Origin of the sequence: Pseudomonas frigoris (genome assembly GCF_047758635.1) — a bacterium.
Taxonomy (GTDB): Bacteria; Pseudomonadota; Gammaproteobacteria; order Pseudomonadales; family Pseudomonadaceae; genus Aquipseudomonas; species Aquipseudomonas frigoris.
Map to the genome: position 1 here is coordinate 6,067,586 of NZ_CP180479.1, position 24,212 is coordinate 6,091,797.

At 58.9% G+C, this 24,212-nt stretch carries 24 protein-coding genes; 6 read left to right on the forward strand and 18 right to left on the reverse strand.

Translation table 11 applies throughout. From position 1 onward, the window contains the following. Window positions 1-90: 90 nt before the first annotated feature. The 4 genes from ACMXYH_RS28005 (at window position 91) to ACMXYH_RS28020 (ending at window position 4,388) form a co-directional block, all read left to right on the forward strand. Complete coding sequence (locus ACMXYH_RS28005; protein WP_415765584.1) at window positions 91-1,113, forward strand: outer membrane protein assembly factor BamD; 1,023 nt, start codon at window positions 91-93, stop codon at window positions 1,111-1,113. Window positions 1,114-1,235: 122 nt separating this feature from the next. After that, window positions 1,236-1,469 (forward strand): PP0621 family protein, encoded by a 234-nt coding sequence (locus tag ACMXYH_RS28010; protein ID WP_008037883.1) that lies wholly within the window; start codon window positions 1,236-1,238, stop codon window positions 1,467-1,469. Beyond that, window positions 1,459-3,045, forward strand: coding sequence for a sensor histidine kinase (locus ACMXYH_RS28015; RefSeq protein ID WP_415765585.1), 1,587 nt, complete (start codon window positions 1,459-1,461; stop codon window positions 3,043-3,045). The genes ACMXYH_RS28010 and ACMXYH_RS28015 overlap by 11 nt, the downstream gene beginning before the upstream one ends. A 2-nt stretch (window positions 3,046-3,047) precedes the next feature. Further along, window positions 3,048-4,388 (forward strand): sigma-54-dependent transcriptional regulator, encoded by a 1,341-nt coding sequence (locus tag ACMXYH_RS28020; RefSeq protein WP_415765586.1) that lies wholly within the window; start codon window positions 3,048-3,050, stop codon window positions 4,386-4,388. A 144-nt stretch (window positions 4,389-4,532) separates the two neighbouring features. On the opposite strand, the gene thiO is transcribed toward ACMXYH_RS28020, so the two are convergent. Genes thiO through ACMXYH_RS28055 form a run of 7 tightly spaced genes read right to left on the reverse strand, consistent with a single transcriptional unit; the run spans window position 4,533 to window position 11,332 of the window. Further along, entirely contained in the window at window positions 4,533-5,633 is a 1,101-nt protein-coding gene (gene thiO / locus ACMXYH_RS28025; RefSeq protein WP_415765588.1) for a glycine oxidase ThiO, read from the reverse strand. Window positions 5,634-5,689: 56 nt separating this feature from the next. Beyond that, window positions 5,690-6,091, reverse strand: coding sequence for a type IV pilin protein (locus ACMXYH_RS28030; protein ID WP_415765590.1), 402 nt, complete (start codon window positions 6,089-6,091; stop codon window positions 5,690-5,692). Window positions 6,092-6,105: 14 nt separating this feature from the next. Next, window positions 6,106-9,225 carry a pilus assembly protein gene (locus ACMXYH_RS28035; RefSeq protein WP_415765591.1) on the reverse strand — a complete coding sequence of 1,040 codons (3,120 nt, stop codon included), beginning with the start codon at window positions 9,223-9,225 and terminating at the stop codon, window positions 6,106-6,108. Continuing rightward, the gene (locus tag ACMXYH_RS28040) at window positions 9,212-9,691 is read right to left on the reverse strand and encodes a pilus assembly PilX family protein (protein WP_415765592.1); all 480 of its coding nucleotides are present in this window, start codon (window positions 9,689-9,691) and stop codon (window positions 9,212-9,214) included. Before ACMXYH_RS28040 ends, ACMXYH_RS28035 begins: the two co-directional genes overlap by 14 nt. Window positions 9,692-9,702: 11 nt before the next feature. Further along, a complete protein-coding gene (locus tag ACMXYH_RS28045; protein WP_415765593.1) occupies window positions 9,703-10,416 on the reverse strand; it encodes a PilW family protein in 714 nt (237 codons plus the stop codon). Beyond that, complete coding sequence (gene pilV, locus ACMXYH_RS28050; RefSeq protein ID WP_415765594.1) at window positions 10,413-10,862, reverse strand: type IV pilus modification protein PilV; 450 nt, start codon at window positions 10,860-10,862, stop codon at window positions 10,413-10,415. Before pilV ends, ACMXYH_RS28045 begins: the two co-directional genes overlap by 4 nt. After that, window positions 10,859-11,332, reverse strand: a complete 474-nt coding sequence (locus ACMXYH_RS28055; protein ID WP_415765595.1) for a GspH/FimT family pseudopilin — start codon at window positions 11,330-11,332, stop codon at window positions 10,859-10,861. Before ACMXYH_RS28055 ends, pilV begins: the two co-directional genes overlap by 4 nt. 131 nt (window positions 11,333-11,463) lie before the next feature. On the opposite strand from ACMXYH_RS28055, the gene ACMXYH_RS28060 reads away from it, so the two are divergent. Next, a complete protein-coding gene (locus ACMXYH_RS28060) occupies window positions 11,464-12,021 on the forward strand; it encodes a GspH/FimT family pseudopilin (RefSeq protein ID WP_134422340.1) in 558 nt (185 codons plus the stop codon). On the opposite strand, the gene ispH is transcribed toward ACMXYH_RS28060, so the two are convergent. The 6 genes from ispH to murJ all read right to left on the reverse strand — a co-directional run bounded on the left by ispH (window position 11,990) and on the right by murJ (window position 19,529). Further along, window positions 11,990-12,937 carry a 4-hydroxy-3-methylbut-2-enyl diphosphate reductase gene (ispH, locus tag ACMXYH_RS28065; RefSeq protein ID WP_415765596.1) on the reverse strand — a complete coding sequence of 316 codons (948 nt, stop codon included), beginning with the start codon at window positions 12,935-12,937 and terminating at the stop codon, window positions 11,990-11,992. The two genes, ACMXYH_RS28060 and ispH, sit on opposite strands and share 32 nt — an antisense overlap. A 191-nt stretch (window positions 12,938-13,128) precedes the next feature. Beyond that, window positions 13,129-13,566, reverse strand: a complete 438-nt coding sequence (fkpB, locus tag ACMXYH_RS28070) for an FKBP-type peptidyl-prolyl cis-trans isomerase (RefSeq protein ID WP_178082707.1) — start codon at window positions 13,564-13,566, stop codon at window positions 13,129-13,131. A 7-nt stretch (window positions 13,567-13,573) separates the two neighbouring features. Continuing rightward, window positions 13,574-14,086, reverse strand: coding sequence for a signal peptidase II (gene lspA / locus ACMXYH_RS28075; RefSeq protein WP_129441088.1), 513 nt, complete (start codon window positions 14,084-14,086; stop codon window positions 13,574-13,576). Further along, window positions 14,079-16,910: an isoleucine--tRNA ligase gene (ileS, locus tag ACMXYH_RS28080; RefSeq protein WP_415765597.1), complete on the reverse strand. Its 2,832-nt coding sequence runs from the start codon at window positions 16,908-16,910 to the stop codon at window positions 14,079-14,081. Before ileS ends, lspA begins: the two co-directional genes overlap by 8 nt. Next, window positions 16,911-17,861 carry a bifunctional riboflavin kinase/FAD synthetase gene (gene ribF / locus ACMXYH_RS28085; RefSeq protein WP_008154932.1) on the reverse strand — a complete coding sequence of 317 codons (951 nt, stop codon included), beginning with the start codon at window positions 17,859-17,861 and terminating at the stop codon, window positions 16,911-16,913. 129 nt (window positions 17,862-17,990) lie between these two features. Further along, window positions 17,991-19,529 carry a murein biosynthesis integral membrane protein MurJ gene (murJ, locus tag ACMXYH_RS28090; protein ID WP_415765598.1) on the reverse strand — a complete coding sequence of 513 codons (1,539 nt, stop codon included), beginning with the start codon at window positions 19,527-19,529 and terminating at the stop codon, window positions 17,991-17,993. Window positions 19,530-19,781: 252 nt separating this feature from the next. On the opposite strand from murJ, the gene rpsT reads away from it, so the two are divergent. Further along, the gene (rpsT, locus tag ACMXYH_RS28095; RefSeq protein WP_008154937.1) at window positions 19,782-20,060 is read left to right on the forward strand and encodes a 30S ribosomal protein S20; all 279 of its coding nucleotides are present in this window, start codon (window positions 19,782-19,784) and stop codon (window positions 20,058-20,060) included. Between the two features lie 214 nt (window positions 20,061-20,274). Here rpsT and ACMXYH_RS28100 read toward each other — a convergent pair whose 3' ends face one another. The 5 genes from ACMXYH_RS28100 to rplU all read right to left on the reverse strand — a co-directional run bounded on the left by ACMXYH_RS28100 (window position 20,275) and on the right by rplU (window position 24,036). Continuing rightward, window positions 20,275-20,739, reverse strand: a complete 465-nt coding sequence (locus ACMXYH_RS28100; protein ID WP_076029692.1) for a CreA family protein — start codon at window positions 20,737-20,739, stop codon at window positions 20,275-20,277. A 12-nt stretch (window positions 20,740-20,751) separates the two neighbouring features. Further along, window positions 20,752-21,870 (reverse strand): glutamate 5-kinase, encoded by a 1,119-nt coding sequence (gene proB, locus ACMXYH_RS28105; protein ID WP_059402007.1) that lies wholly within the window; start codon window positions 21,868-21,870, stop codon window positions 20,752-20,754. Window positions 21,871-21,993: 123 nt separating this feature from the next. Next, window positions 21,994-23,217, reverse strand: a complete 1,224-nt coding sequence (gene cgtA, locus ACMXYH_RS28110) for an Obg family GTPase CgtA (RefSeq protein WP_010467530.1) — start codon at window positions 23,215-23,217, stop codon at window positions 21,994-21,996. Window positions 23,218-23,411: 194 nt separating this feature from the next. Beyond that, on the reverse strand, window positions 23,412-23,687 hold the full coding sequence (gene rpmA / locus ACMXYH_RS28115) for a 50S ribosomal protein L27 (RefSeq protein ID WP_003215862.1): 276 nt from the start codon (window positions 23,685-23,687) through the stop codon (window positions 23,412-23,414). Between the two features lie 34 nt (window positions 23,688-23,721). Continuing rightward, on the reverse strand, window positions 23,722-24,036 hold the full coding sequence (gene rplU, locus ACMXYH_RS28120; protein WP_003176051.1) for a 50S ribosomal protein L21: 315 nt from the start codon (window positions 24,034-24,036) through the stop codon (window positions 23,722-23,724). Between the last annotated feature and the right edge of the window lie 176 nt (window positions 24,037-24,212).

Genomic DNA, 24,212 nt, shown 5'->3' on the forward strand with positions numbered 1-24,212 from the left:
GTCTTTTGCCCCGAGGCTATTCAACGGGGCGCTCATCATAACAGGACGGCCCCGCCCAAGACAGCGGCCGTCATAGGGACGCAAGCCGCCATGCAAGTGAAACACCTGCTGCTGATCGCCATCCTCGCATTGACCGCTGCTTGCTCATCGAAGGAAGTCGTAGACGAAAACCTGAGCGAAGTCGAGCTGTACCAGCAGGCTCAGCACGATCTGGACAACAATAGCTACACCGCCGCCACAGCCAAGCTGAAGGCGCTGGAGTCGCGTTATCCGTTCGGTCGCTACGCCGATCAGGCTCAACTCGAGCTCATCTACGCCAACTACAAGAACACCGAGCCTGAAGCTGCGAAGTCCGCCGCCGAGCGCTTCATTCGCCTGCACCCGCAGCACCCGAACGTGGATTACGCGTATTACCTCAAGGGTCTGACTTCTTTCGACCAGGACGTCGGCTTGTTGTCGCGCTTCCTGCCGTTGGACATGACCAAGCGTGACCCGGGCGCCGCTCGCGACTCCTACAACGAGTTCGCCCAGCTGACCAGCCGCTTCCCCAACAGCCGCTACTCGCCGGACGCCAAGCAGCGCATGATCTACCTGCGCAACCTGCTGGCGGCCTACGAGATTCACGTTGCCGACTACTACCTGACCCGTCAGGCCTATGTCGCCGCCGCGAACCGTGGTCGCTACGTGGTGGAAAACTTCCAGGAAACCCCTTCGGTCGGTGACGGCCTGGCGGTGATGACAGAGGCCTACCAGCGTCTACACCTGGACGAACTGGCCGCCACCAGCCTGGAAACCCTGAAACTCAACTACCCGACGCACCCAAGCCTGGTGGACGGTCAGTTCGTGCCATCGGTGGCCGAAGCCGACAACCGTTCATGGTTGAGCAAGGCGACCCTGGGCCTGATCGAATCCCGTCCACCACTGCCGCCGGGCGAAACCCGCGCCAACCAGGACGTGCAGAAGCAATTCCAGGACGCCAAGGACGCGATTCCGAACGATCTCAAGCCTAAAGATGAAAATGGCGACGTGATCGAAGAAGAGCAACACGAGTCCGAAGCCAATAACAGCGACCGCTCGTGGTTCAGCTACATGACCTTCGGCGTGTTTGACTGACACATCGGGTTGTACAAAAAGGAGCCTTTCGAGGCTCCTTTTTTATGGGCTCGATTATTACGCTGTGCGCTGGTCATGTCCTTGGCTAAACTGGCTCATCACTCGTCGAATAGCAGCTCATCATGCTTCGTTTACTGTTCTGGATCGCCCTGATTGCCGCTGCGGTATGGTTCTGGCGCAAGTTCAAGGGCCAGGCTTCCGTGCCCAAGTCCCCTGCCGAGCTGGAAGCGGCGCCCATGGTCCGCTGCGCCCATTGCGGCGTACACCTGCCACGCGACCGCGCGCTGAGCCTTCAACAACAGTGGTATTGCAGCCAGGCTCATCTTGAGCAAGGCCCGGGCTCCAGTGATCGCTGAGACCTCCAGTCCCGGCAGCAAACAGGCCCAGCGACTGCTGCGCCTCTATCACCTTTACCGCTTGAGCATCGGCATCACCCTGGTGCTGTTGATCTCCAGCAACATGGACAACCAGCTGCTGACGTTCAGCAATGACGACCTGCTGCGCAGTGGCAGCTGGTTTTACCTGGTGCTGAATATCCTGCTGGTGGTATTCCTCGGGAACACCCGGCGCCCGGCGCAACTGTTCAGCCTGGCGCTGACCGACGTCCTGCTGCTGTGCGGTCTGTTCTACGCCGGCGGCGGTGTGGCCAGCGCCATCGGCAACTTGCTGATCGTATCGGTAGCCATCAGTAACACCTTGTTGCGAGGGCGCATCGGCCTGCTGATTGCCGCGGTTGGCGCGCTCGGCATCGTCGGGCTGAGCTTCCTCCTGAGTTTCAGCCATCCCGCCACCCCCAACGATTACCTGCAAGTCAGCACGCTCGGCGCCTTGTGTTTTGCTGCGGCATTGCTGGTGCAAGGGCTGATCCGACGCCTGGAAGTCAGCGAAACCCTCGCCGAACAACGGGCCAGCGAAGTCGTCGGCCTCGAAGCCCTCAACGCACTGATCCTGCAACGCATGCGTACCGGCATCCTGGTACTCGACGACAAGCGGCGGGTTCAACTGGCCAACCACAGCGCCTTGAACCTGTTAGGCAGGGAAAATCTTGCAGGCCAACTGATCGACGACTACTTACCCAGCCTGGTCGAACGCCTGCAACTGTGGCTCAACAATCCGACGCTGCGCCCCCAGAGCCTGAAAGTCGCCAGTAGTGGTCTGGAGCTGCAACCGAGCTTCATTGCCCTGGACCAAAGTCCACACCACCAGACCCTGGTCTTTCTCGAAGACCTCGCGCAAATCGCCCAACAGGCCCAACAACTGAAGCTCGCTGCCCTCGGTCGCCTGACCGCCGGTATCGCCCATGAAATCCGCAATCCACTGGGCGCCGTTAGTCATGCCGCGCAGCTATTGCAAGAATCAGAGGAACTGAACCGCGCGGATCGACGTCTGACACAGATTATTCAAGACCACTCTCAGCGAATGAATCGGGTAATCGAAAACGTCCTGCAACTGTCCCGCCGCCAGCAAACCGTAGCGCAACGGCTTGATCTGAAGCCGTGGCTGGAGCAATACGTCAACGAAACCCGCGAGGGGGCGGCCGAGCATCAGCAGATTCATCTGCGCATCGGCTCAGGAGACTTCAAAACCCTGATGGACCCAGACCAACTGACCCAGATTCTCGACAATCTGTTGCGTAACGCCTGGCGCCATAGCGCCTTGAATCACGACCTGGCACAGGTCTGGCTCGAGTTGTTTGTTGACCTGGACAGCCAGCTGCCGGTCCTCGAGATCCTGGACGATGGCCCCGGCGTGGCACCGGAGCATCACGTGCACTTGTTCGAACCGTTCTTCACCACCAGCCCCCAAGGCACCGGCCTGGGGCTTTATCTGTCCCGTGAGCTGTGCGAAAGCAACCAGGCCCGCCTAGACTTCAAAACACGCCAAGGCGGCTGCTTTCGCATCACTTTTGCTCACGGACGGAAACAAAGTTGAACATGAGCCCACGGCAAAAAGTCCTGATCGTCGACGACGAACCGGATATCCGCGAACTCCTGGAAATCACCCTGGGCCGGATGAAACTCGACACCTTCAGTGCCCGCAACCTCGGCGAAGCCCAGGCCCTGCTCTCGCGAGAGACCTTCGACCTGTGCCTCACCGACATGCGCTTGCCGGACGGCACCGGCCTTGAGCTGGTGCAACACATCCAGCAACGCCACCCAAACGTACCCGTGGCAATGATCACCGCTTATGGCAGCCTGGAAACGGCGATCAACGCCCTCAAGGCCGGCGCCTTCGACTTCCTGACCAAACCGGTGGACCTCACTCGCCTGCGGGAACTGGTCAGCAGCGCGCTTCGGTTGCCTGCGCCGGGCGGCACCGGCGTCGCCATCGATCGCCGGCTGCTGGGCGATTCACCGCCCATGCGCGCCTTGCGCAAACACATCGACAAACTAGCCCGCAGCCAAGCGCCGGTGTACATCAGCGGCGAATCCGGCAGCGGCAAGGAGTTGGTCGCGCGACTGATCCATGAGCAAGGGCCGCGCGCCAGCCAACCGTTTATCCCGGTCAATTGCGGGGCGATTCCGTCAGAATTGATGGAGAGCGAATTTTTCGGGCATCGCAAAGGCAGCTTCAGCGGTGCCATCGAAGACAAACCTGGACTGTTCCAGGCGGCCCATGGCGGCACCCTGTTTCTCGACGAAGTGGCTGATTTGCCGCTGGCGATGCAGGTCAAACTGCTACGGGCAATACAGGAGAAAGCCGTTCGCGGTGTCGGCGAGCAACAGGAAACCGTGGTCGATGTGCGTATCCTTTGCGCCACCCACAAAGACCTCGACGCCGAAGTCGCCGCCGAACGCTTTCGCCAGGATTTGTACTACCGGTTGAACGTGATCGAACTAAGGGTGCCGCCCTTGCGCGAACGCCGGGACGACATCGAATCCCTCGCCAGCCACGTGCTCAAACGCTTGGCCATCAACACTGGCCAACCCGCCGCAAAACTCCACCCCCAAGCCCTCGACGCGCTGAAAAACTATCGCTTCCCCGGCAATGTGCGGGAACTGGAGAACGTGCTCGAACGGGCTCACACGTTGTGCGAAAACAAACAAATTGAAGCCAGCGACCTGCGACTGGCCGAAGGCAACTGCAACCCGGAAGGTGGTGTGCCGGACCTGACGCAGATCGACAACCTGGAAGACTACCTGGAAAACGTCGAACGCAACCTTATCCTCCAGGCCCTGGAAGAAACCCGCTGGAACCGCACGGCGGCGGCTCAACGGTTGAATCTTTCATTCCGGTCGATGCGTTACAGGCTCAAGAAACTTGGATTGGATTGAGGGACCCATCGTCGGAACGCCGCCCGGAGCAAGCTCGCTCCCACAGGGTTCAGTGGTGTGCACATAATCTGAACACACCTCAGATCAACTGTGGGAGCGAGCTTGCTCGCGATGGCGATCGGGCAAGCAATCAATATCTAACGGTTAAATACGTCCAGCCGGTGCATACGGCGCCGGATCAATGATCGGCTCACGCCCCAGCATCACATCCGCAAACAACTGACACGACGCTGGCGCCAGCACCAAGCCATTACGGTAATGCCCGCAATTAAGCCAAAGCCCTTCGAACCCTGGCACCCGACCGATGTAGGGAATACCTTCCGGCGAACCCGGTCGCAACCCGGCCCAGTGCCCCACGACCTCGGCATCCGCCAGTGCAGGAATCAACTCCACCGCCGATGCCTTCAGGCTCTCCAGGGCAGATTCGGTCGGCGTCTTGTCGAAGCCTTGATGCTCCAGCGTACTGCCAATCAGAATGTGCCCATCGCGCCGAGGAATCGCATAACGCCCCTTGGCCAGAACCATGCTCGGCAGGAAATCCGCTGCGCATTTGTAGAGAATCATCTGCCCTTTCACCGGTTCGACCGGCAGGTCCAGGCCCAGGCTCTTGAGTAAATCACCGCTCCAGGCGCCCGCAGTCAGAACCACCTGATCGCCATGAATCGCTCCCGCCGAGGTCTGCACCCCGACCACCGTAGCGCCTTCACGGATAAACCCGCTGACTTCACACTGCTCATGAATCGTTACGTTCGGCAGCGCCAGCAACGCAGCCTTGAGGGACTTCACCAGCCGCGGATTACGCACATTGGCTACATCGGCCATGTAGATCGCACGGGAAAAACCGCTCCCCAACACCGGCACCGCGTCGTGAGCCGCCGAGATATCCACAGCCCGCAACGGACGGTTTTCACGCTGGGCCCAGGCCAGCGCCTCGGCCTCGTCATCCAGGTCCAGCCAGTACAGCCCGGTGGTATGCACCTCGGGATCGACACCGGTGGCTGCAAACAGTCGCTCACCCAGCTGTGGATAAAAATCCTGGGACCAATGCGCCAACGCGGTGACCGCCGGGCTGTAGCGCCACGGGTAGAGCGGCGAGACGATGCCGCCGCCGGCCCAGGACGACTCCTGACCGACGTTCGAGCGATCCAGCAGCACAACGCTTTGCACTTCGGACGCGAGATTGAACGCTGTCAGCAGGCCAATCACGCCGCCGCCGACAATCACCACTTGCTGTTGCCTGGTCATGTTCTGATCCAACCGTTAAATAGACAGTGGGCATAAAAGGCACCCGAAAAAGGAACTCAGCGACCCCAGCAATCTTTGGTGGCGAGCCCGGACGCCGCATTGACCATGCTTCTGACACCGGTGTTGGTGATGGTGAAATCTCCACACTTGTCGGTCTCCATAGCTTTGCCAGCCTTGCGAACTGCCGTCAGCAGGAAGGTCTGATCAGTCAGGGTCTGGGTAATGGTGTAAAAGTCATTGCCAGCACTCAGGCCTGCAACGCCGGTGTAGACATTACTCTTCGAATAGAAACGCTCGAGGATCTGTGCCTGCTCGGAGAGCAGCCCGGCCACCTCCGTTCGACGGCCTTTTTTTACGTACTCGGTGAGGCTCGGGTAGCCAATGGTGATAACGATCCCGATGATCGCTATCACGATCATGATTTCGATCAGGGTAAAACCTCGGTTGGATCTGCGCATGCCTCAACTCTCACTTACTGAATTTGTCGCCACATGATGCGACGGTTACCGCCACCGCCGGGTTTCTCCACCAGGGAGCTGATGCCACCGCTGGAGTCGTTCACAATCTTGCCGGCCGCATTGTTGACGATCGCGTTCAGTGTCGGAATACCACCGGTGAAAATCACCCCGCTGGATATCGAATCCTTGCTGTCGACCAGCCCATCGCCATTGCTGTCGAGCACTGCGTAATTGAGCATCTTACCGCTGAATGCATCCAGCTCGACCAGTTTGCCGGTACCGAAACTGGCGCACGGGTCGGTGGTGTCCACGCTGGCCGTGGTGAACACGATCCGGCCGGCCACCAGACTGGCCTGATTGATCACCCGCTCACCGGTTAGCACGTTGTTGTACACCAGCGGCAGGTACCAGCCTTTTTTCGCCGGATAGGTCACGTCGTTCTGGCTGGTGGTGATGAATTGCCCACTGCTACCGGAGAACACACCGGTCACCGTCTGAGCCTGCAAACTGGACGTTGTGATTTGCCCGGAGCCACCTTCCGCATCCCACACGGCATAGAACGCTTGAAGGTCTTTGTTAGTCTTGTCGGCCGTCTCGTTGAATTTACCGGTGCCGAAAAACACTTCCTTCCCTCCCAACGAATTGTCCGCCAGCAATGGTTGCGCGGTGATCGGCTGGGTGACACCACCTGCGGTGGTAAACAGCGGTGTGCGGGAAAACGCCAGATCCCACGACTCCGGGGCGGTGGCGCTCAAATCAAACTTCCATAGACGCCCTTTCAAGTCGCCGCCATAGGCGGCCTGCACCACATTCTGCGAGTTGACCCTGAGCTTCACCGACGACAGGCCGTTGGTGGTTTCGGCGCCGTCGACCACGATTTTCTTGATCAGCGAGCCGTCGCGAATGTCGACCACGTACAACGCTGCCACCCCGGAGTTGCTGCCATAACCATTGGAGATGAATGCCGCCCATCGACCGTCGGCCAAGCGTGCCACTTCCGGTCGTGCGTAGGCATAACCCAGATCATTGAAAACGTTCGCCGTGCTTACTGTGGCCGGAGCGCTGATTTCCCACAAAGCCTTGGTCACATTGCCAGCCGAGGCGTCGAACAACTGCAATGCGTAGAAGGTCCTGCCCCCCGCCCCTGTCCCGCCCAACGCAAGGGTTTTCCAGGCACTGTTGAGCTGGGCATCGAACACGCCCACCTGGCCGTCCACCAGAAACTTGTGGCTCACCCCGTTTATGTAAGTGGGGTCGGCGATGTAGCGCAGTGACGGCAACACACTGGACGGCATAAAAGCGTAACGCCGTGTGCCGTTGGCCGTGCTGATGACGTTTACAAAGCCGTCGTTGGCGTTCACCACGAGGCTGGCGTTCATGCTTGCCGCTTTGGTTGCCAGATAGGTGCTGTAAGTGGTGTCGCCTGACAGATCGGACGCGGTTTTATCCGTGGGCGATGCCAGGGCCAATGGCGAATTGATGATGTCGCCAAGTAGCACACTGCGCACTTTCAAGCCGGCCTTGTTGGTGCCCTTGCTCCACTCCACCAGATCGCTGCCAGTGATGCCGGTGGGCAAACCCTGGTTGAGGGAAGTTTGCTGGGCTGACGTAAAACTGGCGTAGGCCAGCGTCACGGCCGCATTGGTCAGGGTGTTCCAGGATTGATAGGTCGGCGCCGTGGCACCGGGCACGATGGCGGTATCAGTGGTCCATAACACCGAGGCGGTGTTGACCGCGCCAGCGGAGGTAAATCCGTAGGACTTGATCGTGCCGCGCCAATCCTTGGGATCGTAACTGGTCTGGAAATAACTCGAACCGCTGGCCAGAATGGTACCGCTGGCAACGCCCCCCCCGCCGGAGCCGCCCTTGGAGGTGATGTCGCTCAGCGCCGACGACAGTGCACTGTTGAGTCCTGCACTGTCGGTCGCCTGGTAATACTTGCCCTGCCCGTAAGTCGCCGCGTCCGACAACATCTGGTTCGCGATGGCGAACCCCACGGTGTAGGTGTTCATGTTCTGTTTGGGAAAATCCACTGCGTCCCAGTTTTTGCCCGCAGCATCAGTGCCGGTCGTGCGCATGTCGATGTCGAAGGCGAACTTGGCGATGTCATCCAGGTACAGGGTGTCGCCCTCATCGTCGCCGGAGAGGTTGGCGCCATCGTTATTGCTGACACCGTCCCAGTTCGGTAACTGGCTGCCACCCAGCGGATCGCCGGTGGGAAAGGTTCGGTCGTAGGTCGGCAGACCATCGGTAATCACCACCCCGTAATTTTTCTGGCAGCGGTCCTGAATCGGACTGGTATAGGTGGTGGGCGTCGAATTGTTGTATGGCGCCATGCCACGGAAATAGCGGGTGATTTCGTAATAGGCTTCTGCCAGCGGTGTATTGGCTTCCGCGCTCAGTTCATTGATCGCGTCGATCAGTGCGTTGTAGTTGGTATTGGCCTGAGCCTGGGTCACTGCGCCGCTGACCGCCGACATATCACTGACCGAACGGGCAATATAACCGCCGTCATTCTTGTGGTTGCCGACCGCCAGATTGAACGTCGACAGGCCGATGCGCAGATCGCGGTTGCCGGCCACCAACATCGTGGAAACGTTGCGCGCCACGTTCATCCGGTAATCATTGGGGATCGAGCCATCAGTGAAATCCCGATCTGATTTGTTGGCCAGACTGATCAGAAAGGACAAGTAATTTGCCGTATACCGCGTGTCCTCCCCCCCTACCGGATCGGGAAGCTTCAGACAGAGTGAATCCAGACCGAGGAAACTGTTGTTATAAAAACCGTACCATCCTTTCGAACAGGTTCCCCGAGTCAAACTCGACAAGGAAATATTGCTATCGGTCATGTCAAGTTCCCGCCCTCTCAAGCAAGAACCATTCGAGAGGCAAATAGTCACCGGAGTGCGCGCGATTGTCGGGTCGAAGCCTGCCGCCCAGATAATGTTGTTCATACTCCCCGAGTCATCGAGTAACAGCATCACATTGGGGGTCACGGCGGCGGCGTTCAACAGCGGCGAATCCGAGGGCGTGAAGGCGTAAGTCGGCGCTGCCAGATAAAGGCTCAAAACCGCGCCGCAGAACAACTGCAACAACCGATGGCGCCAACCTGTGCGCGCCTCAATATTTCGCATAGATACTCTCCACCACACTGCGCGAGTTGCCCGCGATGCCCACGGCGGTCACCCGGTACAGCGTTGTCGAGGTGTTGCTCGGCACATTCACGGCGGTCAGGGTGGTGCCGATGTTCTGCACCCCGTAAAAACCGCTGCCGGAGGCGATCCAGGTCACCCCCGAAGTGGAATTGAAACCGGCACCGGTGATTGTCGACGACTCGGCCGGTGGCGCGCATTGGGTAGTGCCGCTGCAGACCGGCAGAGAATAGGTATCCAGTTGCACCGCGCTTTCACCCACGCGCAACGCCGATTCGGCGCCCTGGAACGACTGATTGCGCAAGGTCACGCTGGCGGCCATTTTTTCCTGAAGGGTGGCGTTTTGCATCGATGAAAGGCCGATCAGTGTCAGCAACAGAAGAAACACCAGGCTGACCAGCAGCGCCATGCCGCGCTGGGAGTGAGGGGTCTCGGGAGAAATACTCATCGGCCCTCCCCTCATGGCAAGCGGTTGCGCAGAGCGGCAACCACGTTGAAGGTTTGATTGCCTACCCGGTTGTTCGGGTCGGTGAGGGTCAACGTCAGGCGAACACTACGGATGCGCGCCGGATCAGTGGGGTTGCTGCTGTAACTGGAGGCGGCCACATCAGTAGCGGAACTGGCGAGGCCGAAGCTCACGTTGAAGGCACTGACGTTGTTCACCAGCACCGCCTGAGCCGGCGTGCCGGTGCCGACACCCATCAGCAGTTGATTGTTGCTGAAGCTGTAGATCAAGCGCCGGATCGGAAACGCCAGCTCTCCCGACCCCGGAACCCGGACGCCGGTGTAGGCCGTTGCATTGTTCCGACAATCGGAAACCACGGTCCAGGTCGGTACCCCACCACTGCCGCCGACATCCGCTGTCACCAGGGTCAGTTTGAGGTTGGCGTTATCCCAACTGATCGGCGTTGTCTGGCTGGCATTGAAGTCACCCGCCGAACTTGAATCGGTGATAGCCCCCAGACAACCGAACATCCCGACCATACGAATTTCCTGAATCAGTTTGCTCAGTGCGAAACGCGCGTCTTCCTGCATGGCGGCAGCGGCGTTCTGGCTGACATAGGTGTTCTTGGCCGCGATGAATATCTGCGCCACGCCCAGGACCACGACCAAACTCAATGCCAGGGCGATCAGTAACTCGATCAGGCCGAAACCTCTGCTGGACCGGTTCATGGCGTCGACACCGGGTCAACGGTGGCTCGACTGGTCAGGATGAAGCTGCGCCGCGAATTGGCGACATTGGCAGCCCGCGAGTCATCCCAGGTGATGGTAATGGTGTACACCCGCTGATTGAGCGTAACGCTGCCAGTAGCCGTGGCGCCGCCGAAATTGACGATGTTGGTCGTGAAGTCGTAGAGGTCCTGATCCCGGGCGACGCTCAAGTTACCCGAGGTCGGCGGCGTGACGGTGTAATCGGCAGCGGAGTTGGCGCGAATGCGGTCCATCATGTCGTAGGCGATAAAACTCGCCTGGCTGGTCATCCGCGAGCTGTCCGTGTACTTCAGCGCATTGAGCTGAATCGCTGCCGCCCCCAACAGCCCCACGCTCAGAATCAACAACGCAACCAAGACTTCGATCAGCGTCATGCCCTCCTGTGCACGCTTGCTCCATCCCCTCATCCGCAATTTCCACCCAATAGAATTCGTCCGTTCAAACACACATTCAGCGTCCTGCTTTGCGCCCCCAGTACATAGCTGATCACTACCGCCGTGGACGGTGCCGACAACCCGCCCAGATTGTTGAAATCGATGACGGTCACTCCAAAGGTTAGCGTCAGAGTCGCCCCGCTGCTCATCGCTGGTACAACCCGCAATACATTGGCCGAATTGCCAGTACCGTCATAGACCGTCAATCCCCCGGTCCAGACGCTACCGCCGGCTGTCGGGCGCAGCCGGGTGGTGACACCACGGTCGATAGCCTCCAGTCGTGCGAAATTGAGTCCGCGTTGCAGATCGCCGATTTCGGTGTCGGCCTTGGTGCTTTGCACCGAACGAGTAAACGCTGGTACAGCCAGGGTGATCAGTATCAGAAACACCGCGAGCGCAATCAGCAACTCGATCAGCGTGAAACCTTTTGTACGATGATCCATCGGTGCCCTCCGTTGCCGTCGGCTATACCTGCTTCTACACGCTAGAGCATTCGACCGACAGGTGTTCGGTTGTTTTGCCATTACTCGCGCAGGGACCGCGCGGGCCGCAGCACTCCAGGGAGGGAGATGACATGCATCAGCGAGGTTTCAGCCTGATCGAACTGCTCATGGGACTGACAATTGTCGGGATTGTTCTGCTATTGGTCAGTCCGGCATTTGCAGCACTGACTGAATCGAACCATCGCGAGCAGGTGGCAGAGTCGCTTATCAGCGGTATACGCAACGCCAGAACCGTTGCCATCACACGCAACCAGAGTGTCGTGATTCACGCCATCAACAGCGACTGGAGTCAGGGCTGGCGGATCATTCTGGATATCAGTGGCAAAGGGGCGGAGGACAACAGCAATCCGCTGCTGGTTGAGCGCGCGAGTGGCACTCGGGTGCCGATTGTCGGCAATTGGCCGGTCAGGCGATACATACGCTTCAACAGTATTGGCGAGCCACAGATGCCCGGACGGGCCTTTCAAGCGGGGACACTGCACATTTGCGCAGCTCGCGAACCGGTCACTCAGCTCCAGGTGGTGCTGGCCGCGACCGGCCGCGTCAGCCTGCGCAGCCATAAGGCTGAGCAGGCGCTGTGCCCAGGAGGCAAAAGCGTTAAAGCAGGGAGCGGACGCGCAACTCTTTAGGCATGGAGAAGGTGATGTTCTCCTCGCGACCGGCCAGTTCATCGGCGCCGGTAGCACCCCACGCCTGCAACTGCTGGATCACGCCACGCACCAGGACTTCCGGTGCGGAGGCGCCAGCGGTGATGCCGATTCGCTCGACACCCTCGAACCAGCTCTTTTGCAGGTCTTCGGCACCGTCGATCAGGTAGGCAGGGGTGGCCATGCGCTCGGCCAGTTCACGCAAGCGATTGGAGTTGGAGCTGTTCGGGCTGCCGACCACCAGTACCACGTCGCATTCGTCGGCGAGTTGCTTGACCGCGTCCTGACGGTTTTGCGTGGCGTAGCAGATGTCGTCCTTGCGCGGGCCACCGATCGCCGGGAAGCGCGTACGCAGTGCGTCGATGACGCGGCTGGTATCGTCCATGGACAGGGTGGTCTGGGTCACGAACGCCAGTTTTTCAGGGTTGCTCACCTGCAAGGCGGCGACGTCTTTCTCGTCTTCGACCAGATAGATCGCGCCACCATTGCTGCCATCGTACTGGCCCATGGTGCCTTCGACTTCCGGGTGACCGGCGTGGCCGATAAGAATGCATTCACGGCCGTCGCGGCTGTAGCGTGCCACTTCGATATGTACCTTGGTCACCAGCGGGCAAGTGGCGTCGAACACCTTCAGGCCACGACCGGCGGCTTCGGTGCGCACGGCCTGGGAAACACCGTGGGCACTGAAGATCACAATGACGTCGTCCGGCACCTGATCCAGCTCTTCGACGAAGATCGCCCCGCGAGCACGCAGGTCTTCGACGACGAATTTGTTGTGGACCACTTCGTGGCGCACGTAGATCGGCGGCCCGAAGACTTCCAGGGCGCGGTTGACGATTTCGATCGCCCGGTCCACACCGGCGCAGAAGCCACGGGGGTTGGCTAGTTTGATTTGCATGCTGTGCCTCGTGTCTTGCGCGCAAGAAAAAGTAATGCCTGCCTGTTGATCGAACACAAGGTCCGAGAACAGTGAAATCTATGTGGGAGCGAGCTTGCTCGCGATGGCGGAGTATCAGTCGACATCAATGTTGAATGTCAGGTCCTCATCGCGAGCAAGCTCGCTCCCACATTTTGACCGTTTCCGGTCAGTTACAACGATTTGACGTTGATGATCTCGACGTCAAAGGTCAATGTCTTGCCGGCCAACGGGTGGTTGAAGTCGATGGTCACTTGCTCGTCATCGAATGCCTTCACCACGCCGGGCAACTCAGTATTGGCCGCATCGTTGAAGATCACCAGCAAGCCAGGCGACAGTTCCATGTCCTTGAACTGAGAGCGCGGGATGATCTGTACGTTCTGCGGGTTGGGTTGGCCAAAAGCGTTTTCCGGCTGAATCGTCAGCGTACGCTTGTCGCCAGCCTTGAAGCCGAATAGCGCTGCTTCGAACCCTGGTAACAGGTTGCCGTCACCGACCTTGAAGGTCGCCGGGGCTTTGTCGAAGGTGCTGTCGACGGTGTCGCCGTTCTCCAGGCGCAGTGCAAAGTGCAAGGTGACTTCCGTGTTCTGGCGGATGCGTTGCTCAGCCAATACCTGTTCAGTCATGAACGGCTTCTCCGGTTTTTTTGCTTTTGAACATGTCCAGCGCAAGCATTACGGCACCGACAGTGATTGCACTGTCGGCAAAGTTGAACGCCGGGAAATACCAGCGGTTCTGCCAATGCACCAGAATGAAATCGATCACATGGCCCAAGGCAATGCGGTCATACAGATTACCCAGCGCGCCACCCAGCACCAGCGCCAAAGCGACGGCCAGCCAGGTTTCGTTGCGTCCCAGACGCTTGAGCCACACCACCAGCACCGCACTGACCACGACCGCGATCAGGGCAAACAGCCAGCGCTGCCAGCCGGAGCTGTCGGCCAGGAAGCTGAACGCTGCGCCCGTGTTGTAGGCCAGGGTCCAGCTGAACAAATCGGGGATCACCACGATTTGCTGGAACATCTCGAGCTTGCCTTCGAAGTAGAACTTGCTGGCCTGGTCGATGACCAGGACCAGCAAACTCAACCAGAGCCAGCTCAGCCGTCCGAAACGGCCAGCCGCATTAGGCATAGTGACGAACCTCGCCAGCGCCGCTGATGTTATCGACGCAACGACCGCAGATTTCCGGATGCTCCGGGTTCACGCCGACGTCTTCACGGCAGTGCCAGCAACGGGCGCACTTGGCGTGGCTCGACTTGACCACTTGCAGTTTCAAACCGGTGACTTCGGTGACCACGGCATCGGCCGGCGCCTGAACGAATGGTGCAACAGTAGCAGTCGAGGTGATCAGCACGAAGCGCAGTTCGTTGCTCAGCTTGGCCAGGTCGGCGCTCAGCGCCTCTTCGGCGAACAGCGTCACTTCGGCTTGCAGGTTGCCACCGACGGCCTTGGCTGCGCGCTGGATTTCCATTTCCTTGTTGACCGCGACCTTCACCGCCATGATCCGCTCCCAGTAGGCGCGGTCCAGCTCGACGTTTTCCGGCAGCTCGGTCAGGCCTTCGTACCAGGTGTTGAGCATTACCGATTCGTTACGCTCGCCCGGCAGGTATTCCCACAGTTCGTCAGCGGTGAATGCCAGGATCGGCGCGATCCAGCGCACCAGCGCTTCGGAGATGTGGTACAGCGCGGTTTGCGCCGAACGGCGGGCCTTGCTGTTGGCGCCAGTGGTGTACTGACGGTCCTTGATGATATCGAGGTAGAAACCACCCAGCTCCTGCACGCAGAAGTTGTGGATCTTGGAATAGACATTCCAGAAGCGGTATTCACCGTAGTGCTCTTGCAGCTCACGTTGCAGCAGCAGGGTGCGGTCCACGGCCCAACGGTCCAGCGCCAGCATTTCTTCGGCCGGCAGGATGTCGGTGGCCGGGTTGAAGCCGGTCAGGTTGGAGAGCAGGAAGCGTGCGGTGTTACGGATACGCCGGTAAGCGTCCGCACTGCGTTGCAGGATCTGCTCGGAAACCGCCATTTCACCCGAGTAATCGGTGGAAGCAACCCACAGACGCATGATGTCGGCGCCCAGGGTGTCGTTGACCTTTTGCGGCGCGATCACGTTGCCCAAAGATTTGGACATCTTGCGACCGGACTCATCGACGGTGAAGCCGTGGGTCAGCAGCTCGCGGTACGGCGCGTGGTTGTCGATGGCGCAACCGGTCAGCAACGACGAGTGGAACCAGCCACGGTGTTGGTCCGAACCTTCCAGGTACAGGTCGGCACGTGGACCGGTTTCGTGGCCCATCGGGTGCGAACCGCGCAGAACGTGCCAGTGCGTGGTGCCCGAATCGAACCAGACATCGAGGGTGTCGCTGATCTTGTCGTATTGCGGCGCTTCGTCACCGAGCAACTCGGCCGCGTCCATCTTGAACCAGGCCTCGATGCCTTCGACTTCGACGCGCTTGGCGACTTCTTCCATCAATTCGGCTGTGCGCGGGTGCAGCTCGCCGCTTTCCTTGTTCAGGAAGAACGGGATCGGCACGCCCCAGTTGCGCTGACGGGAGATGCACCAGTCCGGACGGTTGGCGATCATCGAGTGCAGGCGCGCCTGGCCCCAGGCCGGAACGAACTTGGTGTCTTCGATGGCTTTGATCGCGCGCTTGCGCAGGGTTTCGCCGGTCACAGGTTCTTTGTCCATGCCGATGAACCATTGCGCGGTGGCACGGTAGATCAGCGGGGTTTTGTGACGCCAGCAATGCATGTAGCTGTGTTCGATGATGCTGGTGTGCAGCAGCGCACCGACTTCGGTCAACTTGTCGACGATGGCCGGGTTGGCCTTCCAGATGAACTGGCCGCCAAAGAACTCCAGCGACGGTACGTAAACGCCGTTGCTTTGTACCGGATTGATGATGTCATCGTTGACCATGCCGTACTTCTTGCAGGTCACGAAGTCGTCCACGCCATAGGCTGGCGAGGAGTGAACCACACCCGTGCCAGCGCCCAGTTCAACGTACTCGGCCAGGTAAACCGGCGACAGACGGTCGTAGAACGGGTGACGGAAGTTGATCAGTTCCAGCTCTTTACCGGTGGTGGTCGCAACGACCGAGCCTTCCAGGCTGTAACGGGCCAGGCACGACTCGACCAGCTCTTCAGCCAGCACCAGCAGTTTGTCGCCGACGTCGACCAGGGAGTAGTTGAATTCAGGGTGAACGTTCAACGCCTGGTTGGCCGGGATGGTCCACGGGGTGGTGGTCCAGATCACGATCGAAGCGGGTTTGCCCAGCGACGGCAGACCGAAAGCGGCAGCCAGCTTGGCTTCGTCGGCAATCGGGAACGCGACGTCGATGGTCGAAGACTTTTTGTTCTCGTACTCGACTTCCGCTTCAGCCAGGGCCGAACCGCAGTCGAAGCACCAGTTCACAGGCTTCAGGCCCTTGAACACGAAACCGCCCTTGACGATTTCAGCCAGGGCGCGGATTTCACCGGCCTCGCTTTTGAAATCCATGGTCTTGTACGGGTTGGCAAAGTCGCCCAACACGCCCAGACGGATGAATTCGGACTTCTGGCCTTCGATCTGCTCGGTGGCGTAGGCACGGCACAGTTCGCGGGTTTTGTCCGCGCCCAGGTTTTTACCGTGGGTCACTTCGACTTTGTGCTCGATCGGCAGACCGTGGCAGTCCCAGCCCGGAACATAAGGCGCGTCGAAACCCGACAGGGTTTTCGAGCGGATGATCATGTCCTTGAGAATCTTGTTCAGCGCATGACCGATGTGAATCGTGCCGTTGGCGTACGGAGGACCGTCGTGAAGTACGAACTTCGGACGATCCTTGCCAATCTCGCGCAACTTACCGTACAGGCCAATGCTGTCCCAGCGCTGCAGAATCTGCGGTTCGCGCTGAGGCAGGCCGGCCTTCATTGGGAAGGCGGTGTCCGGAAGGTTTAGCGTGGCTTTATAGTCGGTCATTTAAGGCTCTTCATTAGCGATTGGCGCTAGGTGCGACAGGGCACGGGCGGCGGCAACATCCGCATTGATCGCCGTCTTAAGCGCCTCCAGAGAGGCGAAACGCTGCTCTTCACGCAGCTTGTGGTGGAAAACCACCGTCAAACGCCGGTCATACAGATCGCCGGCAAAATCTAAAAGATGCACTTCGAGGTGGGCTTTGCCATCACCTTGAACGGTTGGCCGCACGCCAATGTTGGCGACGCCTGGCCAGGTCTTGCCGTCGATGTCGACGTTGACCAGGTAAACCCCGGTCAGCGGCACGCGACGACGCTTGAGTTGTATGTTGGCCGTGGGCGTACCCAACTGGCGCGCCAGCTTCTGGCCATGCAGGACCCGCCCGGCAATCCGGAACGGACGACCGAGCAGTCGCTCGGCCAGGGCAAAATCGGCAGCGGCCAGGGCATTGCGGACCTGGGTGCTGCTGACACGAATACCGTCCAGCTCCACAGTCTGCGCCGCTTCCACGGTAAAACCCTGAAGGACGCCAGCCTGTTGCAGGAAATCGAAATCCCCTACCCGGTCACAGCCGAAACGGAAGTCGTCACCGACCTCAAGATGTTGTACACCGAGGCCGTCCACCAGAATGGTGTCGACGAATTCGGCGGCGCTGAGCTTGCTCAGGCGCTGGTTGAAGGCCAGGCACAGGACCCGGTCGACACCTTCCTCGGCCAGCAGCTGCAGTTTGTCCCGCAGCCGGGCCAGACGGGCCGGCGCCGTGTCCGGGGCGAAGAACTCTCGCGGCTGCGGCTCAAAAATCACCACGCAGCTGGGCACGCCCAACTCGAGCGCACGCTCACGGAGCCTCGCCAGGATAGCCTGGTGGCCACGGTGAACACCGTCAAAGTTGCCAATAGTGGCGACACAGCCCCGATGCTGGGGGCGCAAGTTGTGGAGGCCTCGAACCAGCTGCATAACGCGCTTCTTGCTCATAAAGTGGTCGATTATAACCACACCCGGCGGCCGACGACAGGCAACACCGTAACCCAAAGTGATCGAGCCGACAAAACCGTCGACTCGCCCGTGTTTATCGAGGTCGTGACCTCAGCTCAGCGTTTTGCGATTGAAGTCTCGCAAACGGAAGCCCATCAACAGCAACATGCCGAAATAAGCCACCACACCGGCAACGACCAATGCGCCCAGACGCAGGAACCGCTCCAGCATATGCCCTTGATCCCAGGCTGGCATGAAATGCATTCCGACCAGTAACACAGCAGACATCACCAACACTGCAATCACTAGCTTGAAGCCGAACTTCGCCCAACCCGGTTGCGGCTCATACATCTGCTGCTTGCGCAGTTGATAGAACAGCAGCCCGGCGTTAATGCACGCGCCGATGCTGATGGCCAGCGCCAGACCGGCGTGGGCCAGCGGGCCGATCAACACCAGGTTGAATAACTGGGTAACGATCAGGGTAAAAATCGCGATCTTTACCGGCGTGCGGATGTTTTGTTGCGCATAAAAGCCCGGCGCCAGCACTTTGATCACGATAATCCCAAGCAAACCGACCGAATAAGCGATCAGCGCCCGTTGGGTCATGGAGGCGTCAAACGCGCTGAACTGGCCGTACTGGAATAAAGAAACCGTCAGCGGCTCGGCGAGAATCCCCAGCGCCAGGGAGCACGGCAACACCAGCATGAAGCACAGGCGCAGACCCCAGTCGAGGATTCGCGAGTATTCCTGGCGATCCTTGCTGGCGTAGGTCTTGGCCAGGGTCGGCAGAAGAATCGTACCCAGCGCCACACCCAGCACACCGGACGGTAATTCCATCAAACGGTCGGCGTAGTACATCCATGACACGGAACCGGCGACCAGGAACGAGGCGAAAATGGTATTGATGATCAGCGAAATCTGGCTCACGGACACACCGAGAATCGCCGGCAACATTTGTTTCATGACCCGCCAGACGCCGCTGTCACGCAGGTTCAGTCGTGGCAACACCAGCAGGCCGATCTTTTTCAGGTGCGGCAGCTGATAGAGCAATTGCGCCAGACCACCCACCAGTACTGCCCAGCCCAGCGCCATGACCGGCGGATCGAAGTACGGCGTCAGGAACACCGAAAAGATGATCATGCTGACGTTGAGCAGGGTCGGCACGAAGGCCGGCACCGAAAAGCGGTTATAGGTATTGAGGATCGCCCCGGCCAATGAAGACAGGGAGATCAGCAATATATAAGGAAAGGTCACGCGCAACAGACTGGCCGTCAGCTCGAATTTTTCCGGCGTATCGGTGAAACCCGGCGCGGTCGCCCAGATGACCCACGGCGCAGCGATCATGCCCAACGCGGTGACCAACGCAAGTACCAGCGTCAGCAGGCCCGAGACGTAGGCAATGAAGGTTCGCGTCGCCTCCTCGCCCTTCTGGCTTTTGTATTCGGCAAGAATCGGCACGAATGCCTGGGAAAAAGCCCCCTCGGCGAAGATCCGCCGCAGCAGATTGGGCAGTTTGAAGGCGATAAAGAAGGCGTCAGTCGCCATCCCGGCGCCAAATGTGCGCGCAATGAGAGTGTCACGAACGAACCCCAGAATCCGGGAAAGCATCGTGATAGAGCTGACGGCGGCCAACGATTTGAGCAGATTCATTGAAAGAGTTTGTGCCTGTCGATAAACAGCAGGCGAACAAAGCGCCTACTTATGCGATACTCCGCGCCGCAGCAGCACAGAGCCAAAGCTCGCGAGTTTACAGGTCAAGCGCCGGAAATAAATATCCCGCCTCTTTATACCTACCACTTAGCGGAACGTCTCAACCGCCCTTGACAAGACATCAACTCATCGGCATGATTCGCGGCCTATTTTGTTTGCTATTTCCTAAAAAGTCTTTCGAGGAGCTCGACGGTGGCCAACACACCTTCCGCCAAAAAACGTGCAAAACAGGCTGAGAAGCGTCGCAGCCACAACGCCAGCCTGCGTTCCATGGTTCGTACCTACATCAAGAATGTAGTTAAGGCCATCGACGCAAAAGACGCTGAAAAAGCTCAAGCTGCTTACGTTCTGGCCGTGCCAGTTATCGACCGTATGGCCGATAAAGGCATCATCCACAAGAACAAGGCTGCTCGTCATAAGAGCCGCCTGAACGGTCACGTCAAGGCTCTGAACCTTGCTGTTGCCGCATAAGCGATAAGCTTGTTAAAAAACCGACCTCAGGGTCGGTTTTTTATTGCCTGCGATTTGGCAGCTATAACGCAAAAAAATGTGGGAGCGGCGGTGCGACGATTCGACTTGCTCGCGAAGAGACCATAACATTCAACATCATCGTTGACTGTTACACCGCCTTCGCGAGCAAGTCGAATCGTCGCACCGCCGCTCCCACATTTCGATTTGCGTCAGATTACTGGGCGCTCGCCCACGGCAGGATAGGGATGGCGGTGACCGCATTCTGCGGACTACCCTCGATCACACGATCGCTATAGACCAGATACACCAGCGTATTGCGCTTCTTGTCGAGGAATCGCACCACCTGCATGGTCTTGAACACCAGCGAAGTGCGCTCCTTGAACACCTCGTCACCATCCTTCAACTCTCCTTTGAAGCTGATCGGCCCGACCTGACGACAAGCGATAGACGCTTCCGCGCGATCTTCAGCCAACCCCAAACCACCCTTCACGCCACCCGTCTTGGCTCGCGACAGGTAGCAAGTCACACCCTCAACCTTTGGATCATCAAACGCCTCAACGACGATGCGGTCGTTCGGGCCGACAAACTTGAACACCGTCGACACCTGACCAATCTCCTCGGCCGAGGCCAGCAGCGGCATCGCCAACAGCAGACCCAACAATCCTTTTGCCACGCGCATTCAGGTATTCCTTCAGACCAGGATCAGGTTATCGCGGTGAACCAGTTCCGGCTCCGCCATGTAACCCAACAGACCGACAATCGCCTCAGACGACTGACCGATGATTTTTTGTGCTTCCAGCGCGCTGTAGTTGGCCAGGCCCCGGGCGATTTCACGACCGTCCGGCGCCACGCAAACCACCATCTCGCCACGACGGAAGCTGCCCTGGACCAGTTTGACCCCCACAGGCAGCAAACTTTTGTTGCCTTTGGACAGCGCCGTCACCGCACCGGCATCCAGCACGAGCGTGCCGCGGGTTTGCAGATGCCCGGCCAGCCATTGCTTGCGCGCCGCCAACAGGCCGCGCTCAGGCGACAGCAAGGTGCCGATGCGCTCGCCCGCCTTGAGGCGATCCAGCACGCGTTCAATACGCCCGCCAACGATGATGGTATGCGCACCGGAACGAGCCGCCAGCCGCGCAGCACGCAATTTGGTCTGCATGCCGCCACGACCCAGCGCACCACCGGTACCGCCCGCCACCGCATCCAGCGCCGGATCATCAGCGCGCGCCTCATAAATCAGATTAGCGTTGGGATTGTTGCGTGGATCGGCGTCGAACATGCCATCGCGATCTGTGAGAATCACCAACAGATCAGCCTCGACCAGGTTGGCCACCAGCGCCGCGAGCGTGTCGTTGTCGCCGAAACGTATTTCATCAGTAACCACGGTGTCGTTCTCGTTGATCACCGGAATTACCTTCAGCTCAACCAGCGCGCGCAAGGTGCTGCGGGCATTCAGGTAGCGCTTGCGGTCGGACAAGTCGTCGTGGGTCAGGAGAATCTGCGCGGTATGCCGGCCATGCTCGGCAAAGCTCGACTCCCAGGCCTGCACCAACCCCATCTGACCGATGGCGGCAGCGGCCTGCAACTCGTGCATCGCACTGGGTCGTACGGTCCAGCCCAAGCGACTCATGCCAGCCGCCACCGCCCCGGAGGACACCAGCACCAGCTCGACGCCAGCCTCATGCAAAGCCACCATCTGCTCGACCCAAACACCCATTGCCGCGCGATCCAGGCCCTTACCGTCCGCCGTCAGCAAAGCGCTGCCGATCTTCACGACCCAACGCTGCGCACCTGTCACCTTGCTCCGCATCATCTTCAACCTTAGCTTGAGGACAGCGCGACCCAGCGCTGTCCGTAACGTTATTCGTGACTACCGATTTCCAGATACTAAAACGCCGCTCGATTGAGCGGCGCTTAAGTTTACTGCAACGAATCAGTCACGCACGTAAATGATTTCCGGACCGTCTTCGTCATCCACATCTTCTTCGTCCCAATCATCGTCGCCGATGTCGTGGACCGACTTCACGCCGCTACGGCGCAGGGCACGCTGGTCATCCAGGGCCTGCAGCTGAGCACGGGCTTCGTCTTCGATGCGCTGATCGAGTTCGGCCAATTCTTCTTTGTAAACCGGGTCGTTAGCCAAGCGATCAGCACGATCTTCCATGTAACGCATGATGTCGTGGCAAAGACGCTCGGTGCCCAGCTTGGAGATGGCCGAGATCACGTAGACCGGACCAGTCCATTCCAGACGATCGACGATCTCCTTGACGCGAGCATCGTGCTCTTCTTCGAGGATCTGGTCGCACTTGTTCAGCACCAACCAACGATCACGCTCAGCCAGGGACGGGCTGAACTTAGTCAACTCGCTGACGATCACTTCAGCAGCATCCGGGGCGCTGGCGTCATCGAGCGGCGCCATGTCCACGAGGTGCAGCAGCAAACGCGTACGCGACAAGTGCTTGAGGAAGCGAATCCCCAGGCCTGCGCCATCGGAAGCACCTTCGATCAGACCCGGAATGTCCGCGACCACGAAGCTTTTCCAGCGATCGACACTGACCACACCCAGGTTCGGCACCAGCGTGGTGAACGGGTAGTCGGCGACTTTCGGCTTGGCGGCCGACACCGAGCGAATGAAGGTACTTTTGCCAGCGTTCGGCAAGCCCAGCAGACCGACGTCAGCCAATACCTTCATTTCCAGCTTCAGATCACGCGCCTCACCCGGCTTACCCGGAGTGGTCTGACGCGGAGCACGGTTGGTACTGGATTTGAAACGGGTGTTACCCAGACCGTGCCAGCCGCCGTGAGCCACCAGCAGTTTCTGGCCAGCCTTGGTCAGGTCGCCGATCACTTCCTGAGTAGCGGAGTCGATGACGGTAGTGCCGACCGGAACACGCAGCACCAGCTCCTCACCTTTCTTGCCGGTGCAGTCAGTGCTGCCGCCGTTGGAACCACGCTCGGCATCAAAGTGCCGGGTGTAACGGTAGTCCACCAGGGTGTTGAGGTTTTCGTCGGCGATCATGTAGACCGAGCCGCCATCACCACCGTCACCGCCGTTCGGGCCGCCGTTTTCAATGAATTTCTCGCGACGGAAGCTCATGCAACCGTTGCCGCCGTCGCCGGCCTTTACTCGAATCGATACTTCATCAACAAACTTCATAACAAAACGCCTCTCGTCATACGGACGAGCCGAAAAACACTAAGACATAAGACTCTTGCAAAAATGAGCGCAGCGACCTCAATCAACGACCGCAAATCCAGCGCTGGAGCCCATCACAAACAGCTTTGCAAGAGACTCACCCCACAAACGAAAAAGCCCCGTCGCGAGACAGGGCTTTTCCAGCAACTACGTAATTATGCCGCGACAACTTCAGTCTTCGGGACAATGCTCACGTAACGGCGGTTGAAAGCGCCTTTTACTTCAAACTTGATCACGCCGTCGATTTTAGCGAACAGAGTGTGATCTTTACCCATGCCAACACCGTAACCGGCGTGGAATTGGGTGCCGCGCTGACGCACGATGATGTTGCCCGGAATGATAACCTGGCCGCCATACATCTTCACGCCAAGGCGTTTGGCTTCTGAGTCGCGACCGTTACGGGTACTACCACCAGCTTTTTTGTGTGCCATGAGTCAATTCTCCTAGTGAGGAATTAGGCTGAAATTAAGCCTGAATACCGGTGATTTTGATCTCGGTGTACCACTGGCGGTGGCCCATACGCTTCATGTGGTGCTTACGACGACGGAACTTGATGATGCGGACTTTATCGTGACGACCTTGGGAGATCACTTCAGCCACAACGGTAGCGCCAGCAACAACTGGAGCGCCGATGTTCACGTCATCGCCATTGGCGACCAACAGAACGCGATCAAAAGTAACGGATTCGCCGGTAGCGATTTCCAGTTTTTCGATCTTCAGGTATTCACCTGGGGCGACCTTGTATTGCTTGCCACCAGTAACAATTACTGCGTACGACATGGTATTTCTCCGATAATCCTGCTCACCCAGCTCTTTATAAGAAGAGGTATTGGCTGGCATGGCTGCATTGGGCTGGAAGGCCTGTTTGCAATTGCGTAAGGCAGGTGCTGCCCAGGAAGTTCAGGGTGCGCGATTGTACGCAAGCTGCCGGGGCGATGCAAGAGGCCGTCCATCGT

Coding starts and splice junctions, on each gene's coding strand:
- ACMXYH_RS28005 (WP_415765584.1), top strand. CDS start 91: ATGCAAGTGAAACACCTGCTGCTGATCGCCATCCTCGCATTGACCGCT.
- ACMXYH_RS28010 (WP_008037883.1), top strand. CDS start 1,236: ATGCTTCGTTTACTGTTCTGGATCGCCCTGATTGCCGCTGCGGTATGG.
- ACMXYH_RS28020 (WP_415765586.1), top strand. CDS start 3,048: ATGAGCCCACGGCAAAAAGTCCTGATCGTCGACGACGAACCGGATATC.
- thiO (WP_415765588.1), bottom strand. CDS start 5,633: ATGACCAGGCAACAGCAAGTGGTGATTGTCGGCGGCGGCGTGATTGGC.
- ACMXYH_RS28030 (WP_415765590.1), bottom strand. CDS start 6,091: ATGCGCAGATCCAACCGAGGTTTTACCCTGATCGAAATCATGATCGTG.
- ACMXYH_RS28035 (WP_415765591.1), bottom strand. CDS start 9,225: ATGCGAAATATTGAGGCGCGCACAGGTTGGCGCCATCGGTTGTTGCAG.
- ACMXYH_RS28040 (WP_415765592.1), bottom strand. CDS start 9,691: ATGAGTATTTCTCCCGAGACCCCTCACTCCCAGCGCGGCATGGCGCTG.
- ACMXYH_RS28045 (WP_415765593.1), bottom strand. CDS start 10,416: ATGAACCGGTCCAGCAGAGGTTTCGGCCTGATCGAGTTACTGATCGCC.
- pilV (WP_415765594.1), bottom strand. CDS start 10,862: ATGAGGGGATGGAGCAAGCGTGCACAGGAGGGCATGACGCTGATCGAA.
- ACMXYH_RS28055 (WP_415765595.1), bottom strand. CDS start 11,332: ATGGATCATCGTACAAAAGGTTTCACGCTGATCGAGTTGCTGATTGCG.
- ACMXYH_RS28060 (WP_134422340.1), top strand. CDS start 11,464: ATGCATCAGCGAGGTTTCAGCCTGATCGAACTGCTCATGGGACTGACA.
- ispH (WP_415765596.1), bottom strand. CDS start 12,937: ATGCAAATCAAACTAGCCAACCCCCGTGGCTTCTGCGCCGGTGTGGAC.
- lspA (WP_129441088.1), bottom strand. CDS start 14,086: ATGCCTAATGCGGCTGGCCGTTTCGGACGGCTGAGCTGGCTCTGGTTG.
- ileS (WP_415765597.1), bottom strand. CDS start 16,910: ATGACCGACTATAAAGCCACGCTAAACCTTCCGGACACCGCCTTCCCA.
- ribF (WP_008154932.1), bottom strand. CDS start 17,861: ATGCAGCTGGTTCGAGGCCTCCACAACTTGCGCCCCCAGCATCGGGGC.
- murJ (WP_415765598.1), bottom strand. CDS start 19,529: ATGAATCTGCTCAAATCGTTGGCCGCCGTCAGCTCTATCACGATGCTT.
- ACMXYH_RS28100 (WP_076029692.1), bottom strand. CDS start 20,739: ATGCGCGTGGCAAAAGGATTGTTGGGTCTGCTGTTGGCGATGCCGCTG.
- proB (WP_059402007.1), bottom strand. CDS start 21,870: ATGCGGAGCAAGGTGACAGGTGCGCAGCGTTGGGTCGTGAAGATCGGC.
- cgtA (WP_010467530.1), bottom strand. CDS start 23,217: ATGAAGTTTGTTGATGAAGTATCGATTCGAGTAAAGGCCGGCGACGGC.
- rpmA (WP_003215862.1), bottom strand. CDS start 23,687: ATGGCACACAAAAAAGCTGGTGGTAGTACCCGTAACGGTCGCGACTCA.
- rplU (WP_003176051.1), bottom strand. CDS start 24,036: ATGTCGTACGCAGTAATTGTTACTGGTGGCAAGCAATACAAGGTCGCC.